The organism is Streptomyces alanosinicus (genome assembly GCF_014650595.1).
Lineage (GTDB): Bacteria > Actinomycetota > Actinomycetes > Streptomycetales > Streptomycetaceae > Streptomyces > Streptomyces alanosinicus.
In genome coordinates, this window is record NZ_BMVG01000019.1 from 99,713 (window position 1) to 120,987 (window position 21,275).

General features: G+C 72.3%; 22 protein-coding genes. 10 read left to right on the plus strand and 12 right to left on the minus strand.

The window, feature by feature from the left end:
* Positions 1-5 precede the first annotated feature (5 nt).
* The 3 genes from fabG to IE277_RS30185 all read right to left on the minus strand — a co-directional run bounded on the left by fabG (position 6) and on the right by IE277_RS30185 (position 2,100).
* Entirely contained in the window at positions 6-767 is a 762-nt protein-coding gene (fabG, locus tag IE277_RS30175; RefSeq protein WP_189956873.1) for a 3-oxoacyl-ACP reductase FabG, read from the minus strand.
* A gap of 122 nt (positions 768-889) precedes the next feature.
* Positions 890-1,339: a DUF3037 domain-containing protein gene (locus IE277_RS30180; RefSeq protein ID WP_189956874.1), complete on the minus strand. Its 450-nt coding sequence runs from the start codon at positions 1,337-1,339 to the stop codon at positions 890-892.
* Positions 1,336-2,100 (minus strand): HipA family kinase, encoded by a 765-nt coding sequence (locus IE277_RS30185; protein WP_189956875.1) that lies wholly within the window; start codon positions 2,098-2,100, stop codon positions 1,336-1,338. Before IE277_RS30185 ends, IE277_RS30180 begins: the two co-directional genes overlap by 4 nt.
* 182 nt (positions 2,101-2,282) lie before the next feature.
* Here IE277_RS30185 and IE277_RS30190 point away from each other — a divergent pair, with 182 nt between their 5' ends.
* Positions 2,283-2,795, plus strand: coding sequence for a Rieske (2Fe-2S) protein (locus tag IE277_RS30190; protein ID WP_189956876.1), 513 nt, complete (start codon positions 2,283-2,285; stop codon positions 2,793-2,795).
* A gap of 6 nt (positions 2,796-2,801) precedes the next feature.
* Here IE277_RS30190 and IE277_RS30195 read toward each other — a convergent pair whose 3' ends face one another.
* Complete coding sequence (locus tag IE277_RS30195) at positions 2,802-3,446, minus strand: cysteine hydrolase family protein (RefSeq protein ID WP_189956877.1); 645 nt, start codon at positions 3,444-3,446, stop codon at positions 2,802-2,804.
* An 83-nt stretch (positions 3,447-3,529) separates the two neighbouring features.
* Here IE277_RS30195 and IE277_RS30200 point away from each other — a divergent pair, with 83 nt between their 5' ends.
* Positions 3,530-4,000, plus strand: coding sequence for a pyridoxamine 5'-phosphate oxidase family protein (locus IE277_RS30200; protein WP_189956878.1), 471 nt, complete (start codon positions 3,530-3,532; stop codon positions 3,998-4,000).
* Positions 4,001-4,012: 12 nt separating this feature from the next.
* On the opposite strand, the gene IE277_RS30205 is transcribed toward IE277_RS30200, so the two are convergent.
* Positions 4,013-4,915, minus strand: a complete 903-nt coding sequence (locus IE277_RS30205) for a LysR family transcriptional regulator (protein ID WP_189956879.1) — start codon at positions 4,913-4,915, stop codon at positions 4,013-4,015.
* Between the two features lie 74 nt (positions 4,916-4,989).
* On the opposite strand from IE277_RS30205, the gene IE277_RS30210 reads away from it, so the two are divergent.
* Positions 4,990-5,934: a DMT family transporter gene (locus tag IE277_RS30210; protein ID WP_189956880.1), complete on the plus strand. Its 945-nt coding sequence runs from the start codon at positions 4,990-4,992 to the stop codon at positions 5,932-5,934.
* A gap of 285 nt (positions 5,935-6,219) precedes the next feature.
* Here IE277_RS30210 and IE277_RS30215 read toward each other — a convergent pair whose 3' ends face one another.
* On the minus strand, positions 6,220-7,551 hold the full coding sequence (locus IE277_RS30215; RefSeq protein WP_189956881.1) for an aminotransferase class I/II-fold pyridoxal phosphate-dependent enzyme: 1,332 nt from the start codon (positions 7,549-7,551) through the stop codon (positions 6,220-6,222).
* Positions 7,552-7,634: 83 nt separating this feature from the next.
* Here IE277_RS30215 and IE277_RS30220 point away from each other — a divergent pair, with 83 nt between their 5' ends.
* Positions 7,635-8,315: a pyridoxamine 5'-phosphate oxidase family protein gene (locus IE277_RS30220; protein WP_189956882.1), complete on the plus strand. Its 681-nt coding sequence runs from the start codon at positions 7,635-7,637 to the stop codon at positions 8,313-8,315.
* A 79-nt stretch (positions 8,316-8,394) separates the two neighbouring features.
* On the opposite strand, the gene IE277_RS30225 is transcribed toward IE277_RS30220, so the two are convergent.
* From IE277_RS30225 to IE277_RS30235, 3 genes are all read right to left on the minus strand, one after another.
* Positions 8,395-9,345, minus strand: a complete 951-nt coding sequence (locus tag IE277_RS30225) for a DMT family transporter (RefSeq protein ID WP_189956883.1) — start codon at positions 9,343-9,345, stop codon at positions 8,395-8,397.
* A gap of 189 nt (positions 9,346-9,534) precedes the next feature.
* Complete coding sequence (locus IE277_RS30230) at positions 9,535-10,539, minus strand: EamA family transporter (protein ID WP_189956884.1); 1,005 nt, start codon at positions 10,537-10,539, stop codon at positions 9,535-9,537.
* 70 nt (positions 10,540-10,609) lie between these two features.
* Positions 10,610-11,188: a Clp protease N-terminal domain-containing protein gene (locus IE277_RS30235; RefSeq protein WP_229882065.1), complete on the minus strand. Its 579-nt coding sequence runs from the start codon at positions 11,186-11,188 to the stop codon at positions 10,610-10,612.
* Positions 11,189-11,597: 409 nt separating this feature from the next.
* Here IE277_RS30235 and IE277_RS30240 point away from each other — a divergent pair, with 409 nt between their 5' ends.
* Positions 11,598-12,026 (plus strand): type II toxin-antitoxin system Rv0910 family toxin, encoded by a 429-nt coding sequence (locus IE277_RS30240; RefSeq protein ID WP_189956886.1) that lies wholly within the window; start codon positions 11,598-11,600, stop codon positions 12,024-12,026.
* 79 nt (positions 12,027-12,105) lie between these two features.
* Here the strand turns inward: IE277_RS30240 and IE277_RS30245 are convergent, their stop codons facing one another.
* A complete protein-coding gene (locus tag IE277_RS30245) occupies positions 12,106-12,732 on the minus strand; it encodes a PadR family transcriptional regulator (protein WP_189956887.1) in 627 nt (208 codons plus the stop codon).
* Between the two features lie 266 nt (positions 12,733-12,998).
* Between IE277_RS30245 and IE277_RS30250 the strand changes: the two genes are divergently transcribed.
* From IE277_RS30250 to IE277_RS30260, 3 genes are all read left to right on the plus strand, one after another.
* Entirely contained in the window at positions 12,999-14,906 is a 1,908-nt protein-coding gene (locus IE277_RS30250) for a WD40 repeat domain-containing serine/threonine protein kinase (protein ID WP_268252671.1), read from the plus strand.
* A 171-nt stretch (positions 14,907-15,077) separates the two neighbouring features.
* A complete protein-coding gene (locus IE277_RS30255) occupies positions 15,078-16,043 on the plus strand; it encodes a hypothetical protein (RefSeq protein WP_189956889.1) in 966 nt (321 codons plus the stop codon).
* Between the two features lie 166 nt (positions 16,044-16,209).
* Positions 16,210-17,022: a PhzF family phenazine biosynthesis protein gene (locus tag IE277_RS30260; RefSeq protein WP_189956890.1), complete on the plus strand. Its 813-nt coding sequence runs from the start codon at positions 16,210-16,212 to the stop codon at positions 17,020-17,022.
* 19 nt (positions 17,023-17,041) lie between these two features.
* Here IE277_RS30260 and IE277_RS30265 read toward each other — a convergent pair whose 3' ends face one another.
* A complete protein-coding gene (locus IE277_RS30265; RefSeq protein ID WP_373310926.1) occupies positions 17,042-17,842 on the minus strand; it encodes a CPBP family intramembrane glutamic endopeptidase in 801 nt (266 codons plus the stop codon).
* A 116-nt stretch (positions 17,843-17,958) separates the two neighbouring features.
* The gene (locus IE277_RS30270) at positions 17,959-19,494 is read right to left on the minus strand and encodes a glutamate-cysteine ligase family protein (protein ID WP_189956891.1); all 1,536 of its coding nucleotides are present in this window, start codon (positions 19,492-19,494) and stop codon (positions 17,959-17,961) included.
* Positions 19,495-20,065: 571 nt separating this feature from the next.
* Between IE277_RS30270 and IE277_RS30275 the strand changes: the two genes are divergently transcribed.
* Both IE277_RS30275 and IE277_RS30280 read left to right on the plus strand, forming a co-directional pair.
* A complete protein-coding gene (locus IE277_RS30275) occupies positions 20,066-20,665 on the plus strand; it encodes a hypothetical protein (protein ID WP_189956892.1) in 600 nt (199 codons plus the stop codon).
* A 294-nt stretch (positions 20,666-20,959) separates the two neighbouring features.
* Positions 20,960-21,166, plus strand: a complete 207-nt coding sequence (locus IE277_RS30280; protein ID WP_189956924.1) for a DUF5999 family protein — start codon at positions 20,960-20,962, stop codon at positions 21,164-21,166.
* Positions 21,167-21,275: the final 109 nt, after the last annotated feature.

Sequence of the window (21,275 nt, forward strand, 5' to 3'; positions counted from 1 at the left end):
GTTCCTCAGTTGAGCGGTCCGCCGGCGACGTACAGCACCTGGCCGGAGACGAAGCCGGCCGCCTCGCCGGTGAAGAAGGCGATGGCGTTGGCGATGTCCTCGGGCTCGCCGACGCGCTGGACCGGGATCGCGCCCGCGGCGGCCTTCTTGAAGTCCTCGAAGTCCATCTTGACGCGGTCGGCGGTGGCCTTGGTCATCTCGGTGGCGATGAAGCCGGGGGCGACGGCGTTGGCGGTGATGCCGAACTTGCCCAGCTCGATGGCGAGGGTCTTGGTGAAGCCCTGCAGGCCGGCCTTGGCGGCGGAGTAGTTGACCTGGCCGCGGTTGCCGAGCGCCGAGGAGGAGGAGAGGTTGACGATCCGGCCGAAGCCCGCCTCGACCATGTGCTTCTGAATGGCCTTGGTCATCAGGAACGAACCGCGCAGATGCACGTTCATGACGGTGTCCCAGTCGGCGACGCTCATCTTGAACAGCAGGTTGTCGCGGAGCACGCCCGCGTTGTTGACCAGGATCGTCGGGGCGCCCAGCTCCGCGGCGATCCGGGCGATGGCCGCCTCGACCTGCGCCTCGTCGGACACGTCGGCGCCGACCGCGATCGCCCTGCCGCCGGCGGCGGTGATCTTCTCGACGGTGTCCTTGCAGGCGGCCTCGTCCAGGTCGATCACGGCGACCGCGCGGCCCTCGGCGGCCAGCCGTACGGCGGTGGCGGCGCCGATGCCGCGCGCCGCGCCGGTGACGACCGCGACCCGCTGTTCAGTGGTGGACATTGCTTCTCCTCGCCCTTGAGAGAACCCGCGGCGCGGTGAGCGACCGCTTAGTACCTTCAGCACAGGTGACGCTAGAAGCCCTGGCACCCGGTGTCAACGGGACACCGGGCGGGTGTGATCCATTACCTCACCAGGAGGTCCAGGAGACGCTCCGTTTCGGCCGCCGGGTCGGCGGTGAGCCCGGTGTGCACGGGTCCGGGCCGGACGACGGTGGAGCGGGGTGCGATCACCCAGCGGTAGCGGCGCCCCGCATCGTCCCCGGCTGCCTGTCCGGCCTCTTCCCCGCCCGCGCAGTGCCGCTCGATCGCGCCGAGCGCGGCCCGCACGCCGGCCACGTCGGCCGCCGGGTCGAGGGCGAGCAGTCGCGCCTCGTCGAGATGGGTGAGGGCGCCGACGTAGGCCTGGGCACGGCAGTAGAGGACGACGCCGGCGTTGATGCACTCACCGCGCTCCACACGCGGTACGACCTGGATCAGCGCGTACTCGAACACATCCCGGTCGCCGCCCTGCCCCGCGCGGGTGATGTGGCGCTCGGTCACATGGCCGGCCATGTGGATGTGGGTCTCGCTCACTTGCCCTCCTCGATGCCGGTGATGCGCTCGGCGATGACGGCCGCCCGCGCGAGCAGCGGCCGCGCGTAGGCCCGGCGCAGCTCGTCCGGGGTGTCGAAGCCGGGCTCGTCGGCGAGCCAGGCGTCCGGGATCTCCGCGGTGACCTCGGCGAGCAGGTCCTCGGTGACGCGGGGCGCCAGCTCGGCCGCGGCGGCGGTGACGTCCGGGGCGAAACGGGCGAGGGCGTGCTCGGCGGCGTCGTAGGGACGGGCCGCGGAGGCCTCGACGGAGGGCCAGTTGTGGTGCCAGATCATCGTCGCGCCGTGGTCGATGAGCCACAGCTCGCCGCGGTGCACGAGGAGGTTGGGATTGCGCCAGGAGCGGTCCACGTTGTTGATCAGCGCGTCGAACCAGACGATCCGGCCGGCCTCCTCGGGACTCACCGGGAAGGCGAGCGGGTCGTAGCCGAGGGCGCCGGAGAGGAAGTCCATGCCGAGGTTGGTGCCGCCGCTGGACCGGAGCAGGTCCTGCACCTGCTGCTCGGGCTCGCCGAGTCCGAGGACCGGGTCCAGCCGAAGGGTGACCAGGCGGGGCATCCGGAATCCGAGCCGGCGGGCGAGTTCGCCGCACACCACCTCGGCGACCAGGGTCTTGCGGCCCTGTCCGGCGCCGGTGAACTTGATGACATAGGTCCCGAAGTCGTCGGCCTCGACGAGTCCCGGCAGCGAGCCGCCCTCACGCAGCGGCGTGATGTAGCGGGTCGCGGTGACTTCCTTGAGCATCGCCCCAGGTTACTGGGGCGGGCGGGTGGCTCGGCGGGCCGGGCCTGACAGCCGGCCGACAGCTGTGGCTTACGGCGGCCTCATGCCCGGGCGGCAAGGATCTGGGTGCCCGGCTGAACGGGTGGCGTCCGGGCGCCGTACCCCTGGACGGATCACGAGAAGCTCCGCGGAAGGGAACCCACATGACCAGCGCATCGCCCCAGCATGCCGCGGGACCGGCCCGCCGTACCGTCGTGGCGGCGGCCGGCGCGGCGGGGCTCGCCGCCGCGCTGACCGCCTGCGGTTCGAGCGACAGCTCGGCCGGCTCGGCCGGCGCCGGGTCCGGCGCCGCCGGCACGACCGGCTCCACCGGGGGCACGGCGGGTACGGGCGGCACCGGCTCCACGGCGACGTCGCAGAACGCCGGCGGCTCCGCGCTCGCCAAGACCTCCGACATCCCCGAGGGCGGCGGCAAGATATTCAAGGACCAGGGCGTGGTCGTCACCCAGCCGACGGCGGGCACGTTCAAGGCGTTCTCGGCCAAGTGCACCCACCAGGGGTGCGCGGTGGGCAGCGTGACCGGCGGGGCGATCGTCTGCCCGTGCCACAACAGCCACTTCTCCGTCGCGGACGGCAGCGTGAAGCAGGGTCCGGCGACCCAGCCGCTGCCCGCCGCGAAGATCACCGTCTCCGGCGAGGACATCAAGCTGACCTGAGCCGCGTCAGCCGCGCCCGCCCGGCCGCCTGAGACAGCCCAGCACCTCGTCGGTGGTCGCGACCGTGGCGACCAGCGCGAGGGTGTGTCTGATCATCGCGGAGGTGTAGTCGGCGGGCACCCCCGCGACGGCGTCGGCCGGGACGACGGCGGTGTAGCCGAGGTTGACCGCGTCGAACACGGCGTTGGGTATCGCCACGTTGGCGGAGACCCCCGTGACGATCAGCGTGCGGCAGCCGAGGTTGCGCAGCAGGGCGTCGACAGCGGTGCCGTGGATCGGGGACAGGCCGTGCAGCCGGCGTACGACGATGTCCTCCTCGGCGACCTCGATCGGTGGCGCGACCCGGACCGCGTGGGTGCCGGACAGCTGGAGCACCGGGAGCCGTTCCGCGGCCCGGAACAGCCGGGCGTTGCGGCTCGCGCCCCGGCCGTCCGGGCGGCGTTCGGCGATCGCGTGGACGACCTGGACACCGCTCGCATGGGCGGCGGCGACCAGCCGGGCCACATTGCGCAGCGCACCGGAGAAGCGGGCCTCGCGGGCGAGTTCGGGCAGCGCGCTGTCCGGGCCGACGACCCCCTGCTGGCACTCCACGGTGAGCAGCACGGTGCTCACGGGGTCGAGGAGTTCGCTGAGCTGTTCGTACGACGGCATACCCATTTCCTTTTCTGACGCGATGTCAGAGGATCTCCAGAACACGATAGTTCTCTGGCACGACGTGAGAGAAGAGGGGCCGCATGACCGTCACTCAGCAGCGCCGGGGCCGGAAGATCATGATGACGCCCGGCGAGCTGGACGAGTTCCTCACCTGTCAGCGCACCTGCCGGGTCGCGACCGTCTCGGCGGACGGCGCCCCGCATGTCAGCGCCCTGTGGTTCGCCTGGGACGGCACCTCGCTGTGGCTGTACTCGGTGGTGCGCAGCAGGCGTTGGGCACAGCTGCGGCGCGATCCGCGGGTGGCGGTCGTGGTCGACTCGGGCGAGGAGTACGACCAGTTGCGCGGCGTCGAGCTGTACGGCCGGGTGGAGTTCGTGGGCGAGGCACCGCGGGTCGGAGAGCTGTGCGCCGAACTCGACACGGCCGAGACACTGTTCGCACGCAAGAACTTCGGCCTGGACGAGATGCCGCACGACGGCCGGCACGCCTGGGCCCGGCTGACCCCGCAGAAGATCGTCACCTGGGACTTCCGGAAACTGGGCGGAGCCTAAGTCCGGCCAAGCTCAGCCGAAGGTCCGTGCCGCGGTGCGCAGGGCGTCCACGGCGGCGCGGATCGAGGGGCGGCGGTCGGCGTCCGCCCGCCAGACCACGTACACATGCCGGCGCACCCGCTGTCTGAGCGGCACCAGGGCCACGCCCTCCGGGACCGGGTGGCGGCCCAGCAGCGGGGCGATGCACACCCCCAACCCGGAGGCGACCAGGCCGAGTTGGGTGTGGGTCTCGCCGGCGCGGTGGCCGACGATCGGCTCGACGCCCTTGGAGCGCAGGGTGAACATCAGCCACTCGTGGCAGAACTCGCCCTCGCCCCAGGTGATCCACTCGTCCTCGGCGAACTCGGTGAGATCGACCTCGTCCCGGCCGGCGAGCCGGTGCCCGACCGGCATGGCGACGTCGGCCGGGTCGTCCAGCAGGGGCGCCTTGACCAGGCCGTCGGGCACGGGCATCGGCTTGTTGTACCAGTCCAGCACCACCGCGAGGTCCAGGTCGCCGCGGACGACTCCGGCGATGCCCCGCTCCGGCTCCAGCTCGCTGGAGCGCACCCGCAGCCCGGGGTGCTCGGCCCGCAGCGCGCCGAGCGCGGCCGGGAAGAGTCCGCGGGCGGCGGTCGGGAAGGCCGACAGCCGCAGTTCGCCGACGACCTGGCCGCGGTGCGCCTCCAGATCGGACTGGGCGAGTTCGACCTGCGAGAGGATGCGCGCCGCGTGCTCCGACAGCAGCCGGCCCGCGTCCGTGAGCCGCACGCCCCGGCCGTTCTTGGCGAGGAGCTGCTGGCCGATCTCGCGCTCCAGCTTGCCGAGCTGCTGGGAGACGGCGGACGTGGTGACGTGCAGCGCGTCCGCGGCCGCGCTGACCGAGCCGTGCCGGGCGAGGGCGTCGAGGGTGCGGAGGCGCTCCAGGTTCAACATGTAAGTGATTCTACGAGATACCGGGCGGGAAATCTCGATTGTGCTACGGAGTTGTCTCCCGCATCGTTGAGGCCATGAGCAGCACAGTCACCCCGGCCCGAACCCGGTCCTCCGCCCCTGTCCACCCTCGCCCCCGCCCCCGGCTCGACTGGCGGCTTCGCTTCTGCGCCGTCTCACTGATCTGGGGCTTCAGCTTTCTGCTGATCAAGGTGGGCACCGAAGGGTACGCACCGTTCCAGGTCACCCTGGGGCGGCTGGCGTTCGGTACGGCGGTGCTGGCGGCGACGATGGCGGTGAAGCGGGAGCGGCTGCCGCGCGGGGCCCGGCTGTGGGGCCATATGGCGGTCGCCGCGTTCTTCCTGAACGCCCTGCCGTTCTCCCTCTTCGCCTATGCGGAGCTGACGATCCCGTCCACGCTCGCCGGTATCTGCAACGCGACGTCCCCGCTGTGGGGCATGGCGCTGTCGCTGGTCGCCCTGTCCGAGGACCGGCCGACCAGGGTCCGGGTGGCCGGACTCGGTCTCGGCTTCCTGGGCGTGCTGACCGTGCTGGGCGCGTGGCAGGGCTTCCACGGCCTGGACGCCAGGGGCACGGCGATGGCCCTGCTGGCCTCGCTGAGCTACCCGGTGGGCTGGATCTACGTCCGCCGGACGCTGGCCGGCACGGGCCACTCCCATCTGTCGATGACGGGGGCGCAGCTGATGTTGGCAACGCTTCAACTGGCCGTGGTGACACCGCTGTTCACCAGCCTCCCCACCCGCTTCCCGTTCGTCCCGCTGCTGGCGATCGCCGCGCTGGGGGCGTTGGGGACGGGACTGGCGGTGCTGATCCAGTACGGGCTGGTCGCCGAGGTCGGTCCCACCACCGCACAGATGGTCACCTATTTCATCCCGGTGATCGCGACCGCCGCGGGGGTGGCTGTTCTCGGGGAGTCGCTGCGCTGGACCACCCCGGCGGGCGCGGTGATCGTGCTGGCGGGGGCGGCGCTCACGCAGGTGCGGGGGCGGAAGGGCGCCTAGGGCGTGTTGCGAAAGTCCCGTCGTCCGCCCGGAGGGCGGGCCGAGCGGCGTCTGGTGCGTGCTCTGGGGGTCCCCCCCGGCCGGAGGCTGGGGGAGTGCCGGGCGAAAGCCCTCGTACTGGGCGTACGTGGGTTTTCGCCCGGTGCGGCGAGAGGGCGTGCCAGGCGTCGGGCGGCAGGCGGGACTTTCGCAACACGCCCTAGTGGGGGACTTGGGGTTTCGTGCGCGTGTGCGGGCCGGATGGGGCCGATCGCGCAGTTACCCACGCCCCTGGTTCAGCCGCCGCTAGCCATAGACGCGCGCCGGAGACGGTCGTACCGCTGTCGCCACCGCGTCGGCCAGGGGGGCGACGTCCTCCTCCCTGAGCGTCGAGATCGTGATGCGGATCGCCTGGGGGCTGTTCAGGCGGAAGCGGGCGCCCGGGGAGACCGCCCAGCCCGCCTGCAGGAGACGGGCCAGCGCGCCGGTCTCGTCGGAGACCGGCACCCATACGTTCATGCCGCTGCGGCCGTGGGCGACAACTCCCCGGTCCGCCAGCGCGTCGACGAGCGCGTCCCTGCGGGTGCCGTACGCCCGCGCCACCGCCGTCCGGTCCACCGCGCCCTCGGCCCACAGCCGGGCCACGGCCCGCTGCAGCAGCAGGCTCACCCACCCGGGTCCCAGCCGCTGCCGGCCCCGCACCCGGTCGACGGTGACCGGGTCGCCGGTGAGGACGGCCACGCGCAGATCGGGGCCGTAGGCCTTGGAGGCGGAGCGGACGACGGCCCAGTGGTGGGTGACGCCCGCGAGGGGGTGCAGCGGGATGTCGACGATGCCGTGGCCGTGGTCGTCCTCGATCAGCAGGGTCCCGGGATGGTCGCGCAGGACCGCGCGCAGGGCACGCGCGCGTGTGGCGCTCACACAGGCACCGGTGGGGTTCTGGGCGCGGTCGGTGACGATGAAGGCCCGGGCGCCGGACTCCAGGGCGCGGCGCAGATCCTCGGCGCGCGGGCCGTCGTCGTCCATGCCCACCGGAAGGGTGCGCAGCCCCAGCGCGGGGACGAGATCGAGGGCGCTGCCCCAGCCGGGGTCCTCGACGGCGACCGCGTCGCCCGGCCTGAGGTGGGCGGACAGCACCCGCTCGATGGCGTCGAGGGAGCCCGACGTCACGGTCAGCGGGGCCTCGGGGACGCCCTCGGCGTCGAGTTCGGCGCGGGCGAGGCGGGCGAGCTCCGCGTCGACGGGGTCGTCGCCGTAGCGCACGGGCCGCGCGTCGCCCTCCTTCGCCGCCGCGGCCAGGGCCGGGGCGAGCCGGGGCAGCAGGGCCGGGTCCGGGTTGCCGGAGGCCAGGTCGCGGCCGCCCGCCGGGACCTCCACCCGCAGTTCCTCGCGGCCCGTGGTGGCCGGCTTGGGCCGGACACGGCTGCCCCGGCGGCCGGCGGTCTCGATCACTCCGCGCTCGCGCAGGGTGCGGTACGCGGCCGCGACGGTATTGGGATTCACGCCGAGCCGGGTCGCCAACTCCCGCATGGGAGGCAGGGATTGGCCCGGATCCAGGGCGCCGGCTGCGACCGCGCGCTCGACGCTGGCCGCGATCTCTGCTGCGCCACGCCCTTCGATGGGATACTCTCCTAGCACAAACAACATTATGCACTAGTGCAATGCCGACCGCCACTCGGCGTTGCCGCACTGCTCGCCAATGCCGCCACGGAGGGACCGCCATGCAGGGGACGACCGAGGAAACCCAGGCCGCCGCCTACACCCCGACCGACCGCACCGTGCCCACGCGCGCCGCCGCCCGGGCGTCGTACGACAAGGAGCTGGTACACGCGATACTCGACGAGGGCTATGTCTGCCACCTCGGCTTCGTCCGCGACGGCGCCCCCGTGGTGCTGCCGACGCTGTACGGCCGGGTCGGCGAGCGGCTCTATGTGCACGGGTCCACCGGTTCCCGTCCGTTGCGGCAGACCGGCGAGAGCGATCCGGGCCTGCCGGTGTGTGTGACGGTCACCCACGTGGACGGGCTGGTGCTGGCCCGCTCCGCCTTCCACCACTCCATCAACTACCGCTCCGTGGTGGTGCACGGCATCGCCCGCGAGGTCACCGACCCGGAGGAGAAGCGGGCGGCCCTGGACGCGCTGGTGGACCACGTCGTGCCGGGCCGCGCCGCCGACTCCCGGCCCGCGAACAAGAAGGAACTGGCCGCCACCGCGGTGATCCGCCTGGACCTGGACGAGGTCTCGGCCAAGGTCCGCACCGGCGGCGCCAACGACGAGCCGGAGGATCTCGCGCTGCCGCACTGGGCCGGCGTCCTCCCGCTGCGCGGCGGCTACGACGCCCCGGTCCCCAACGCCGACCTGGCGCCCGGCATCGAGCTGCCGGACTACCTGAAGCAGCGGTAGGAGGACCCCGATCGCCCGTCGAGGGCGTACCGCCCCGTGCCGGCGCCGGACCACCCGGTGCCGGCACGGGGCGCGTCGGTCAGACCGGGACCTGTGCCCGGCGGCCGGCCCCGCGGGCCTCGCTCACGGCGAGAGCCGCGACCGCGCCGAGCAGCAGCAGGGTGCCGGCCACGGTGGTCGCCGTCAGCCGCTCGCCGAGCAGGACGACGGCGAGCACGGCCGCGGTCACCGGCTCCAGCAGCATGATCACGGAGACGGTGGCGGACCGTACGACGGCGGCCCCGGCGAAGTACAGCGCGTACGCGAGGGCCGTGGGCACGGCGGCGATGTACAGCAGGAGCCAGAGCAGCCGCGCCGGGTGGGCGGTGTGCGGGAGCAGGCCCTCGTGCAGCGCGAACGGCAGCAGGCACAGGCCGGTGACCGCGAAGGCCCCGACGGTGGTGTCGGAGGCGTCGGCGCCGCCGTCCCTCCCCCACCAGCGGGTCAGCAGGGTCATGGCGCCGTAGCCCGCGGCCGAGACGAGCGCCAGCAGCACCCCAGCCGGGCGCACGGTCGCGGCCGAGCCGCCGAAGGTCAGCACGGCCAGCCCGGCGAGCGCCCCGGCGACGGCCAGCACCCCGCCGGCCCCGAGCCGCTCGGCGAGCAGTACCCGGGCGCCGAGCGCGATGAGCACGGGGCCCGCGCCGAGGGTGACGACGGTGGCCACGGCCAGCCCGGTCGACTCCACCGCGGCGAAGTAGGCGGTCTGGAACACCGCCAGTCCAAGGCCGGTGGCGAGCACCCGGCCGGCCCTGCGGGCCAGGGGTTCGGTGGTCGCGGCGCGGACGCGGGGCCGCAGCCCGCGGCCGGCGAGCAGCAGGATCAGGCCCAGCGCACAGCGCCAGAAGGACAGCCCGAAGGCGCCCATGTCACTGGTCCGGTAGACCAGGGAGGCGGCGGCGCCGGCCGTGCCCCAGGCGGCACCGGTGATGATCAGATAGAGCAGGCCACGCCCGACGGGCAGGCCGGAAACAGGGTTCGACTTCGACAAGGGAATCTCTCCGCAGAAACGCACACGGGGGTGCGGAAGTTCGGGGGCGGCCCGCTGGAGCGGGGCGCGCGGACTTCATCTGCGGGCAGCACCGTCCGGCCCGACGCGACTGCGCCGGGCGGGTGTTCCGGAGGCCCGCCTCAGGCGGCCGGGGGCGGAAGAACGAGCGTGGACGGCATGACCTGCACTTTAGGCGGACGTACGGTGCTCGGACAACTCCCGTTCCGGGCCGCCGCCGGCCACCGGTTCGGCGGCGGCCTTGGCGGGGGTCGAGGACTGGGCGATGAACGCGCCGACGAGGACGACGGCGCCGCCGGCGATCTGCGGCGCGGACAGGTGCTCGCCGAGCAGCACCCAGGCCAGCACGGTCGCGATGACCGCCTCCAGACAGGCGACGACGCCCGCGACCTGCGGGGACAGCCGGCGCACGGACAGCACACCGGTGACGTACGCGACGACGGTGGCGATCAGCACGATCCAGCCCAGCAGGACGGGGGCCGGTACGGCGGTGCCGTTCATGTCCGCGGTGCCGGTGAGCACCGACCAGCGCATGGTCCACGGGCGGGCGACGACCGTCAGGACGAGGGCGCCGACGAGCAGACCGTAGGCGATGACGCCGAGCGGGTCCGGTGCCTCGTCGCCCGCGTCGCCGCCGTGGTCGGCCAGCACGAAGTAGCCGACCTGGCAGCAGGCGGCGGCCAGGGCGAGCAGCAGGCCGAGGGCGTCGAAGCTCAGCCCGGACCAGACCTCCACCACACAGGCGAGGCCGCCGGCGGCGAGGACCACGCCGAGCGCGGCGGCACGCGTCACCGGCCGCCGCTGCACGAACCGCACCCAGCCCAGCACCAGCGCGGGAGCCAGGTACTCGATGAGCAGGGCCACGCCCACCGGGATCCGGGAGAGCGCGGCGAAGTAGCAGGCCTGGACGCCGGCGACGGCGAGCAGCCCGAAACCGGCGAGCAGCGCGGGCCTGCGGCGCACCAGCGCGCGGTGCCGCACGGCGAGCGGCAGCATGACGAGGGCGGCGCCGGTCACCCGCAGCCAGACCACATGGAGCGGGTCGAGCCCCGCCTCGATCAGCGGTTTGGCGGCCACTCCGGACCCGCCGAAGGCGAGGGCCGAGACGAGTGCGAGGCCGAGACCGACGCCCTTGCCACGGCTGCCCTGACTGCTCACTGACATATGCACCGGCACATGATGACAGGCGGCGTCATGAGCGTCACCCCCTATGACACCTGTCTCAGGGGCTGGACGTGCGGCGCTGTCAGCGGACCGGTTCGCCGTCGCCGGCGGACTCCTCGGCGCCGGCCGGGATCCGGGTGTCCAGGTCGTGGATGCCGGCGCGTTCGAGCACCTCGACGGCCCGGGATCCCGGGTCCGCGGTGAGCGCGGCGAGCAGGTCGATGCCGGTGACGCGCGGCTCGCCGCGCCGCCGGGCCCGCTCGCGGGCGCCGGTCAGGGCGGCGGCCGCCGTGGGCGACCAGCCCGCGGTGTCCCTGGGCTCCCGGGCGCCGGGAACGGCCGCGGCGGGGACGACGGTGAGCGCGCCGGAGTCCTCCACGCTGCCCTGCCAGCGCAGTCCGTAGCCGATGCTGCGCTGCACCAGGTAGCCGAGGAGCCGGACGAGCTGCGGCGGGCCGCCGACGGCGGCGCGCACCTCGGGGTCGTGTTCCAGGAGGGAGTGCAGCAGATGGGCGGTGTCGATCTGCCGGTCCCCGTCCCGGACGGCCCTGCGGCGGGCGCCCGCGACCACCGCCGCCAGCTCTGCGCCGAGCGCGGCATCGTCGTCCGGGTGCGCGACCGCCTCGTCATGGGCGGCCCGGCGGGCAGTACGGGGTTGCACATCCTCTACCCCATCAGCCTCAACGGACCGAGTCATCCGCGAGTGGAACCATCTTCGCGTCCCACACAGAGTGGACATCGACGGTCGGCATCTCATCCTTACGGAGGAGATCTGACCGATCCGGCCCTGAGGGCGCACGCCATCCTGCCATGCGCCCCATTCGCAACCGCCGCGCACGCACCCCCGTACGTCCCACACCCACATCGAGAGCGCCCTCCCGCGCGCGTGGGACCTGTTCGACGCGGCGGTGATACGGCGCCTGGGCTGATCCACGCCCGCCGGACCACACTCGTCGGCCCACGCCCACGGCCGCCCGTTCTGACGGTTCATCAGTATTGAATGTTCGCGCCCCTGCGGCTACGTTCCGCGACACCGTAGCCCGCTACGCCCGATCCGAAAGGGTGGTCCCATGGCCGAAGTCAGCGCGGAGTCACGCATCCAGGCACCGGCCGAGAAGGTGTGGGCGCAGCTCACCGACTGGCCGTCGTACGGGGAGTGGAACGCCACCCACACCGGTTTCCCCAAGGGCGGCCCGCGGACGCTGGCCGTGGGCGGGACGTTCCAGGAGAACATGAAGCTGATGGGCTTCCCGGCCGAGGTCGACTGGACCATCGAGGAGCTGGAGCCGGCGCGGGTGTTCGCCATCCGCGGCAAGGGCCCGATGGCGGTGACGGTCGCCACCCGCTACACCCTCACCCCCGACGGCGACGCCACGTCCGTGCGCATCGACGGTGAGTTCACCGGCGCGGCCGTGTCGCTGATGGCGGGCAAGCTGAAGGACTCGGCGACGGCCGCCCTGAACGAGTCGCTGCGCAAGCTGGCCGGCCTGGTGGTCTGAACCGGGGCGGGCCGGACACGGGAAGGCGCCCCGCGTGGCTGACCGCGCGGGGCGCCTCGCCTCACCTCACCCGTGAGCCTCAGTGCTCGTCGGCGAGGATCAGGTAGAGCTTCTTGCGGGCGTCGTTGATGACGGCCAGCGCCTTCTCACGCTGTTCCTTGCTGCCGGTCTTCCAGACCTGGCCGAAGGCCTCCATCAGACCGAACCCGGCCTGGCGGATCTCGCTGAGGGCCTCCCAGTCGACTCCGCGCGAGGCCTCTTCCCAAGGCGCGTCCGCGCCCTCGTCGGCGGCGCCGCGCCCGTCCTCGGTCAGGGCGAACAGCTTCTTGCCGCCCTCGCTCTCGCTGGCGATCAGGCCCTCGTCCTCCAGCAGCTGCAGCGTGGGGTAGACCGAGCCGGGGCTGGGCTTCCACGCGCCGCCGCTGCGTTCGGCGATCTCCTGGATCATCTCGTAGCCGTGCATGGGGCGGTCCTTGAGCAGGGCCAGGATCGAGGCCCGTACGTCGCCGCGCCGCGCCCGTCCCCTCGGGCCGCCGCGCCCCCTGGGTCCCCAGGGACCGGGGCCGAATCCGGGCCCGCCGGGGCCGAACCCCGGGCCACCCGGACCGAAGGGCCCGAAAGCGGCCCGTCGCCCGTCGAATCCACCCATGCCCCGCCGGCCGGGGCCCTCGTGCCCATGTCCACGCTCGAATCCGTGGGTACGCATGGCGATCACTCCATTCCATCGCTGATCAGTCACGTCTGCATCGCGTATCGTTCGCGATGCCTCAACGATATATCGGAACCGATCGCATGACAACACCCTTCCGGGACGGTCGTCTGTTGATCTCTCGCCACGAAGGTCGGGCATTGTCAGCGAAGATCGGTGGCCGTTAGGTTTTCTCGGCGAAGGCGTCGGCGGGATCGTCGGGTTCGGTTGTCCGGGACGAAGCCGCGTGGACGGTCGCTGTGGGGGGCGTGGTGACGGTGCGGGTGTTGGCGGGCCGATACGAGTTGGTCGGGCTCGTGGGCCGGGGCGGGATGGGAGAGGTCTGGGAAGGCCGGGACCGCGTCATTGAGCGACGGGTGGCGGTCAAGCTGCTCCCCCTTGCCGCCGGCGATGCCTCGGGCGCGGACCTGTTCTTCCGCGAGGCACGCACCGCGGGTGCGCTGAACCACTCAGGTGTGGTCACGGTGTTCGATCTGGGCCAGGACGAGACGGACGGCTCGCTGTTCCTGGTCATGGAGTTCCTGGAGGGCCGGGACCTGGCGTCGGTGCTGCGCGCGGATGGCCTGCCGCCGGTCGCGGCCGTGGTCGGCTGGGGCGTACAGGCCATGGCCGCGCTGGCCCGTGCCCACGGTGCGGGCGTGGTGCACCGGGACCTGAAGCCGGCCAACCTGATGCTCACCCCCGACGGACAGGTCAAGATCCTCGACTTCGGGATCGCCCGGTTCATGGAGTCGACGAAGAAGTCGAGCAAGATCATGGGCACCCTGGCGTACATGCCGCCGGAGCGGTTCGAAGGGCATCCCGGCGATGCCCGCTCGGACCTGTACTCCTTCGGCTGCGTCCTCAGCGAACTCCTCACCGGCCGACCGCCGTTCGACGCCGACGATCCGGTGGGCATGATGAGCGCGCATCTGCGCCACGCCCCCGCACCACCCGGCCGCACCCGCCCCGGTATACCCGGCGCCCTCGGCGACCTCGTCCTGGCGCTTCTGGCCAAGCAGCCCGACGACCGGCCCGCCACCGCCGCGGAGGTCGCCGACCGGCTCAGCGCCATCCACCGAGCCCTGCTCGGACAACCCGACGCAGGGCCGGACCGACCGCCCGCGTCGGCAGCGGCGGTTGCGGCCCCCGCGGTCTTCTCCGCCCTTCCCACGGAAACCGCCACCCCCCGTCCCATCGCCACGCCGTCCCCGGCGATCAGGCCTGCGCCCGGCTCCCGACGCCCGGCCCGCTACACCAGGCTGGGCGCCCCGTTGACCACGCATGCCAGGAACTCCGGGGCGGTGGCCTTCTCCCCGGACGGATCTCTGCTGGCCACCGCCGGAACGGGCGGGGCTGTGCTGTTGTGGGACTCGCAGACCCGTCGTCCGGTCGGCGAGCCTCTCGCCTCGAACGCCAAGCGCATCTTCACGCTTGCGTTCTCCCCGGACGGCTCGCTGCTGGCCGCTGCCCCCGGCGGGCCTGGCCGGGACAGAGTCATGTTGTGGAACGTGCGCACAAGGAAGGCGATCGGCGAGCTCATCGCCGACTCCGAGATCGCGAAGGTGGCCTTCTCCCCGGGCGGCTCCCTGCTGGCCACCGGCGGCAATGACGGGGTTGTGCTGCTGTGGGACCCGACCGCCCGGCAACGGGTCGGTCCTCCCCTCATCGCCAACGCCGGCCAGATCTGGGCGATGGCGTTCTCCCCGGACGGCTCCCTGCTGGCCACCGGTGGCAAAGGCGGGGCGGTCTCCTTGTGGGATACGGCGACCCGGCACAGGGTCACCTCACTCGCCGTGCAGCGCCGTACACGATGGCTGGGACGCCGTCAGACAGCACTCGACGGCGGAGTCTTCGCGATGGCGTTCTCCCCGGACGGGTCCGTGCTGGCCACCGGCGGTATCAGAGAGGTACTGCTGTGGGATCCGGTCACCGGTGGTCGGGTCACCGGCTGGCGCCTGTTCGTCCCGGTGACCGCCGCGCTGGCGTTCTCCCCCGACGGCTCACTCCTGGCCACCGCCGACTGGGGCGGAGCGGTGCAGCTGTGGGACCGGGCCACCCGGAAACCGGTCGACGAGTTCCGTGACCACAACGGAATGGCGAGAGCAGTGGCGTTCTCCCCGGACGGTTCCTTGCTTGCCTCCGCCGGCGACGACGGCACGGTGCCGTTGTATGCCCGGCTCGCCCCGTAGGAGTGGTGACTGAGTACTGGAGTTTGCGGGTTCAGGACGTCAGAGATCCACCGCGCTCCAGTGCCCGGTCCGGGTCCGCCGGTGCCCCCTGACTGCCCTTTCGGCCCTCGTGGCAACCGTGTCGACGCCCTAGTGTCGGAGCCATACGGCGAGCCGGAGGGGCTGGAGAGCGTGCGAAAGGCAGTGACACACTCGCAGTCGCCGGCACCCGAGGCGGCGCCGAGGAAACGTGCGCAGGGGCTGGCTCCGGAGCTCGCCGCCGGTCCGGCGCCGCGTCCCGCCGAACTCGCCGCCCTCCAGCGGACGATGGGCAACGCGGCCGTCACGCGCCGGCTCCAGCGCCAGCCGGATCCCGGGGTCAGGGACGAGGCTCGGCGGCACGCCGCCGAGCCCACCGTGCACGGCGAGTGGGGCACGTTCCGCGACATGATGACTCGGGCGGGCTTCCCCGACGATGTCACGGACGTCGCCTGGCAGCTCGTCCTCGGCGGCATCGCCGAACAGGGACAGCTCAACGACGAGGCCATGGCGAAGTTCACCGAACGCCAGGAACAGCGCGACCACCGCGCGTCGAACAGCTGGTACCAGGAGCTGGTGAAGGTCGTCGGCGACTATCTGGAGATCGACACACCGACGCTGGCCCTCTGGTCGGGCGGCCGGGAGGTCAGCGACTACTCCCGCACCAAGGGCCACACACCCCTGGAGGCCACCCCCTTCGGCGGCGTGGTCGACAAGCTCACCCTGACCTCGGACTGGCTGCTCAAGACGCCCATGTGGAACGTGCTGTCCAAGGCCTTCGTGAGCCGCGCCCGCGGCCCCGTCCACATCTTTCTGCGGGCGTACAACCCCGACAGCGTCCTCATCGCGCAGGAGGTCCCGCAACTGCGCGTGGTCATGGCGCTCAACCCGGCGGTGAAACTCGTCTGGCACCCGGTGTACGCCGCGGACGACGGGAAGCTGATGGAGGTCACCAAGAGCCTTGAGCTGGCCTCCGACGCGTCCTACCCCACCCGGGACGAGTGTGTACAGGTCCTCTACGACTACCTCCGGCTCCTCCACGACCCGGCCAACGCCCACTCCCGGCGCGCCTACGCGGACATGAGCAGCCGCCTCGCCGCCAACGGCAACCCTCAGTAGCACCGACCGCCTTCGCCGGGCGGCTCAGGCCGGCTGTACCCAAGTACCGGCCGAGGGCCACGTGCCGGCCGCGGGCCACGTGCCGGCCGCAGGTCCGCGGGAATCATGCCAGGATTCGCGAATTGGCCTTGGGCCGCCGTCCGGCGCTGCCGCTAGCGTCGGGGTCATGCGCATTCGAATCGTGGACGCCTTCACCGACCGCCCCTTCGCCGGCAACCCGGCCGGAGTCCTGCTCCTCGACGACGCCTTCCCGGACGACGACCGGCTGCAGAACGTCGCCATGGAGGTCAACCACGCCGAGACGGCGTTCGCGCACCGGCTGCCCGAGGGCGGCGCGGCGGACTGGGCGCTGCGCTGGTTCACACCGGTCGCCGAGGTGGCGATGTGCGGGCACGCCACCCTCGCCACGGCTCACGTCCTGCACACCACCGGCGCCCACCCGGGACCGGTGCGGTTCGCCACCCGCAGTGGCGTGCTCATCGCCACGCCCACGGCGGACGGCTCGATCACCCTCGACTTCCCGACGGCCCCGCTCACCGCGGTGGAGCTCCCGGCAGGGGTCGCCGAGGCGCTCGGCGCGCAGCCGGCCGCCGTCTTCGACACCAGCCCGGACGTCGGTGACCTGCTGGTGGAGCTGGCCGACGAGAAGACGGTCCGCGGCCTCGCCCCGAACCTGAAGTCCCTGGGCGCCTACTCGGCACGCGGCATCATCGCCACCGCCCGCGCCGACGACGCCTCCCGCGGCTACGACTTCGTCTCCCGCTGCTTCTTCCCGAACGTCGGCATCGACGAGGACCCGGTCACCGGCAGCGCCCACACCGCCCTCGCCCCGCACTGGTCGGCGCGCCTCGGCCGCACCGACCTCACCGGACTGCAGGCCTCCCGCCGCACCGGCCTGGTCCGCACCGGTCTGCGCGGCGCACGCACCCTGCTCACCGGCCGCGCGGTCACGGTCATCGAGGGCGAACTGCACGCCTGAAACGGCGCGGCCGCCGGCCTCAGGCCGTGGGCAGCCAGCCGACCTTCCCCGCGAGCAGGGCGTAACCGACGAACGCGCCGATGTCGAGCAGGGAGTGCGCGACGACCAGCGGACCGACCCGCCCCCAGCGGCGGTACAGGTACACGAACACCACGCCCATGACGAGGTTGCCGAGGAATCCGCCGATGCCCTGGTAGAGGTGGTACGAACCGCGCAGGACCGCGCTGGCCACCAGCGCGGTCCCCGGGGTCCAGCCCAACTGGCCCAGCCTGCGCAGCAGATACCCGACGACGATGACCTCTTCGAGGACCGCGTTCTGCAGGGCGGAAAGGATCAGCACCGGGTACTTCCACCACACGTCCGGCAGGGCCTCGGGGACGACCGTGAGGTTGAAGCCGAGACCCCGGGCGGCCAGGTAGAAGGCGATCCCGGTGCTGCCGATCACCGCCGCGACCCCGGCGCCCCGGGCCAGGTCGGGCCGGGGGCGGCTGCGGTCGAAGCCGAGGGTGCGCAGGCCGGCGCCCTCGCGCAGCAGGAAGTGGGCAACCAGGGCGACGGGGATCAGCGCGGTGGCGATGCCGAACAGCTGCCAGGCGAGGTCGAGCCAGGGGCGGCCGGGCGCGGCCGAGGCGTTGAGGGTGGCCGCCTGGTCCTTCAGGCCGCCCGGCTTGGTGACCGAGCCGATGAAGCTGATCAGCGCGGAGACCCCGCTCGCCCCCAGCGAGAGCCCGAGGACGAGCAGCGTCTCGTCCCGCAGGATCCGCCGCGGGTCGCCCCCGCGCACCCCGGGCTCGGCCACCGAGTCAGCCTCCACCTGCACCCCTGCCTCCCTGCGGCTCACGGGCCCCATGGCCCACCCTCGCCCCGCAAGGATCGCAGAAGCAGTGGTGAGAGCAGAAGTTCTCTCCGCCGCGGGACCCAAGGCCCGTACGACGCTCACCCCAGGTCGGCGAAACCCAGCGGAGCGACCCGCTCGGGCAACCCCACCGGCCACGTGTGCACCGGCTCGCCCCCGTGCATCAGCTCGGCATACCTCCGTGTCGTGGCGGCGAGCGCGGCCTCACGGGTCAGCCCCTGCTCCAGTGCCCGATGGAACGTGGCCGCCTGCCAGGACGCCCCGTTCACCCGGCGCCGGCAGCGTTCCTCGATGACGCCCAGGTACAGATCGCGGTCGGCGGCCTCCACCCCCCACGCGTCCAGCCCGGCCGCGGCCAGCGGCAGCAGCTCGTCGCGGATCAGCGTGACCGCGTCGACCACGCCGGTGCCGCCGTAGCGCCCCCGCCGGGGCCACACGAACCGCGCGTCGATGCCGTACCGGCACGCCGCGTCGAAGTTGGCCTCGGCCACGGCGAAGGGCAGCCGGGTCCACACCGGTCTGGACTCCTCGGCGAGGGCGCGGACGAGGCCGTAGTAGAAGGCCGCGTTGGCGATCACATCGGTGATGGTCGGCCCGGCGGGCAGCACCCGGTTCTCCACCCTGAGATGCGGGACGCCGTCCGCGATGCCGTACACGGGCCGGTTCCAGCGGTAGATCGTGCCGTTGTGCAGCACCAGTTCGGCGAGACTGGGCGTGCCGCCCGCCGCAATGACGTCCAGCGGCTCCTCTTCGTCGCAGATCGGCAGCAGCGCCGGGAAGTAACGCAGATTCTCCTCGAACAGCTCGTACGCGGAGGTGATCCACCGCTCGCCGAACCAGGTCCGCGGCCGTACGCCCTGTGCCTGGAGTTCGGGCGGGCGAGTGTCGGTGGACTGCAGGAACAGCGGGGGCCGGGACTCGCGCCACAGCTCGCGGCCGAACAGGAACGGCGAGTTGGCGCCGACGGCGATCTGCGCGGCGGTGGCCACCTGCGCCGCGTTCCACACATCCGCGAACCGGGCCGGGGTGACTTGAAGATGCAGCTGCACGGAGGTGCACGCGGCCTCGGGGACGATCGACTCGGTGGTGCAGAGGAGGTGTTCCACGCCCTCGATGTCCAGCCGGAAGTCCTCTCCTCGCGCGGCGACGATCTGGTCGTTGAGCAAGGTGTAGCGGTCGACCTCGGAGAGGTTGGCGGAGACCAGGTCGTCGCGGCCGAGCGTGGGCAGGATGCCGATCATGACGATGCCCGCGTCGACCTCGCCCGCCTTGCGGTGGGCGTAGGCGAACGAGGTGCGCAGTTCCTCGGCGAGCCGGTCGAATACCCGGCCGCCCAATCTGTGTGGGGCGATGTTGACTTCCAGATTGAACATGGCGAGTTCTGTTTGGAAATCACGGCTCGCGATGCGCTCCAGTACCTGCCCGTTCAACATTTTCGGCATACCGTCGGGCCCGGCGAGATTCAATTCGATCTCGACTCCCATGAGGTTCTTAGGACGGTCGAATCGCTTCTCGCGCAACAGCCGCTCCAGTCCCGTGAGGCACTTCTGGAGCTTTTCGCGGTAGCGCTGGCGATCGGACAGGTCGAAGTGCCCTGCCACGACCTTCTCCCCCATCGAAGTGTCCCTCCTCGGATGGGCGGACCGGCGATCCGGCCGCCGGGCTGCCGGTCAGTGGGAGGATGATGCCCAGCGGAAGCGATCGATAACGTCCCCCGCGAGCCAGGCGCCCGCTACCCTGTCGGAATGTTCCCCGCGGCACATTCACGGGGCATGCAACAGTCCGGAACTCCGGGTTCCCTGAACGACTCGTGAAAAACGCCGACGACATCCAGCCGACCGCTACCGACGCGTATGGCGAGGTCAGCACCGGAGGACCGGCCCGGGAACCGGGAGAAGCCCCGCAAATCGTTGGCGCATTACCGCCTTGCACGGCCCCCGGAAATGGCATAGACGAAACAACGGCCGAACAGACGTCGTATAAACTTCGCCCACAAGGCAGAAGGCTGACGCCCTCGGTCCTGGTTCCTGCCGTGTTCAGGCCGTCCTGGTGACGGGCGGCAGGCCGAGCCGCAGCCATGTTCACCGACCCGGGCCCTCACCCTTCCGGCCTTGCGTGAGCAGACAGCGCCGTCCGCCCCACCCCTCCTCGCGCCGCCGCGCCTGTCGAATGAGAGAGGCGACCCACATGCCGCTCCACGTGCCCCCTGCCCCCGCGCCCGCCCTGCGCTCCGTCCTCGCCGCCCTCGGTTCGCCCACCGCGGTCCGTGAGGCACGCACTCCCTCCCTGCGCGCCGCGCAGGGCCCGACGACCCCCGAACTCCCGCTGCCCGTGCATGTGCTGGACCGCATCACCGCGCAGGGCCTGTCCGCGACGCGGCTGGCGGGCTGGCGCTTTCTGATACGGTCCGGCGGCCGGGCGGTGGCCGCGGCCGAGACCATGCTCACGCCCGACGGCTGGGCCTTCTCGCACTTCTTCGAAGGCCCGTACGTCACCTCCACCGAGCGCGCCCTGCTCCAGGCCGAGGTGCTGCAACAGCCCTACCAGGCACGTCTGCTGTCGGTGCCGGGTCTGTACATGCTGACCCTGTGGCTGCACGGCGACACCACCGCCGACGGAGCCGAGGGGCATCCGGCCGGCACCGATCTGCTCGTCCCGCTGGCGCCGGCCCCGCCCGGCATCCCGACGCACCATCCGTTCCCGGTCACGGAGTTGCTGCCGGTGCTGACCCAGCGCGCGACACCCGTGCCGCTGCTCGGCCCGCCCGTGCTGGGCTCGCCCGCCTGACCCGCCGCCGGCGCACCCCGCCGGCCCCGCGTACCCCGCCGCCCGCCGGGCGAGCGGGGTACGTCCATGTCGGCGGTCTGGCCTGCTTGGACTAGCCCCATCCGGCCACTGCGAACCACCCAAAGGGACAGTCCACTTGGACTGAACCGTCCGCGCGGGTGACGCGTCATCAACCTGTGAGAAGCGGTGCTGCGAAATCCCTGCAGAATGACGCCCAGCGGGCAACACTGGGTTCCGACCGACTTATCACCACGGGGGACGGACATGACCACGACAGAGCGAAAGATCCCGCCCATGTGCCAGCACCAGCCGCCGTGTCCGCCAGCCGAATCCGCCGACCGGGAGTCCGCCCGTCTCGTGGCGCACCACCCGGAGCAGGGCTGGAGTCTGCTGTGCAACGGCGTCCTGATCTTCGAGGACACCGGTGAGCTGCTGCCTGACGGCCGGATCATCGATCCGCACCGCCCGCTCGGTGCGGACCAGGTGATGACCGCGGCCTGAGCGGAGCACGAACGACCCGAGGGGCCGGCCGCACACCTCCTGTGCGCACCGGCCCCGACGCATGTCCGGGGACGGTCACGGTCGGCGGCCGAGCGCGGGGGCGTAGGCC

Coding starts and splice junctions, on each gene's coding strand:
- fabG (WP_189956873.1), bottom strand. CDS start 767: ATGTCCACCACTGAACAGCGGGTCGCGGTCGTCACCGGCGCGGCGCGC.
- IE277_RS30185 (WP_189956875.1), bottom strand. CDS start 2,100: ATGCTCAAGGAAGTCACCGCGACCCGCTACATCACGCCGCTGCGTGAG.
- IE277_RS30190 (WP_189956876.1), top strand. CDS start 2,283: ATGACCAGCGCATCGCCCCAGCATGCCGCGGGACCGGCCCGCCGTACC.
- IE277_RS30195 (WP_189956877.1), bottom strand. CDS start 3,446: ATGCCGTCGTACGAACAGCTCAGCGAACTCCTCGACCCCGTGAGCACC.
- IE277_RS30200 (WP_189956878.1), top strand. CDS start 3,530: ATGACCGTCACTCAGCAGCGCCGGGGCCGGAAGATCATGATGACGCCC.
- IE277_RS30205 (WP_189956879.1), bottom strand. CDS start 4,915: ATGTTGAACCTGGAGCGCCTCCGCACCCTCGACGCCCTCGCCCGGCAC.
- IE277_RS30210 (WP_189956880.1), top strand. CDS start 4,990: ATGAGCAGCACAGTCACCCCGGCCCGAACCCGGTCCTCCGCCCCTGTC.
- IE277_RS30220 (WP_189956882.1), top strand. CDS start 7,635: ATGCAGGGGACGACCGAGGAAACCCAGGCCGCCGCCTACACCCCGACC.
- IE277_RS30240 (WP_189956886.1), top strand. CDS start 11,598: ATGGCCGAAGTCAGCGCGGAGTCACGCATCCAGGCACCGGCCGAGAAG.
- IE277_RS30245 (WP_189956887.1), bottom strand. CDS start 12,732: ATGCGTACCCACGGATTCGAGCGTGGACATGGGCACGAGGGCCCCGGC.
- IE277_RS30260 (WP_189956890.1), top strand. CDS start 16,210: ATGCGCATTCGAATCGTGGACGCCTTCACCGACCGCCCCTTCGCCGGC.
- IE277_RS30270 (WP_189956891.1), bottom strand. CDS start 19,494: ATGGGGGAGAAGGTCGTGGCAGGGCACTTCGACCTGTCCGATCGCCAG.
- IE277_RS30275 (WP_189956892.1), top strand. CDS start 20,066: ATGCCGCTCCACGTGCCCCCTGCCCCCGCGCCCGCCCTGCGCTCCGTC.
- IE277_RS30280 (WP_189956924.1), top strand. CDS start 20,960: ATGTGCCAGCACCAGCCGCCGTGTCCGCCAGCCGAATCCGCCGACCGG.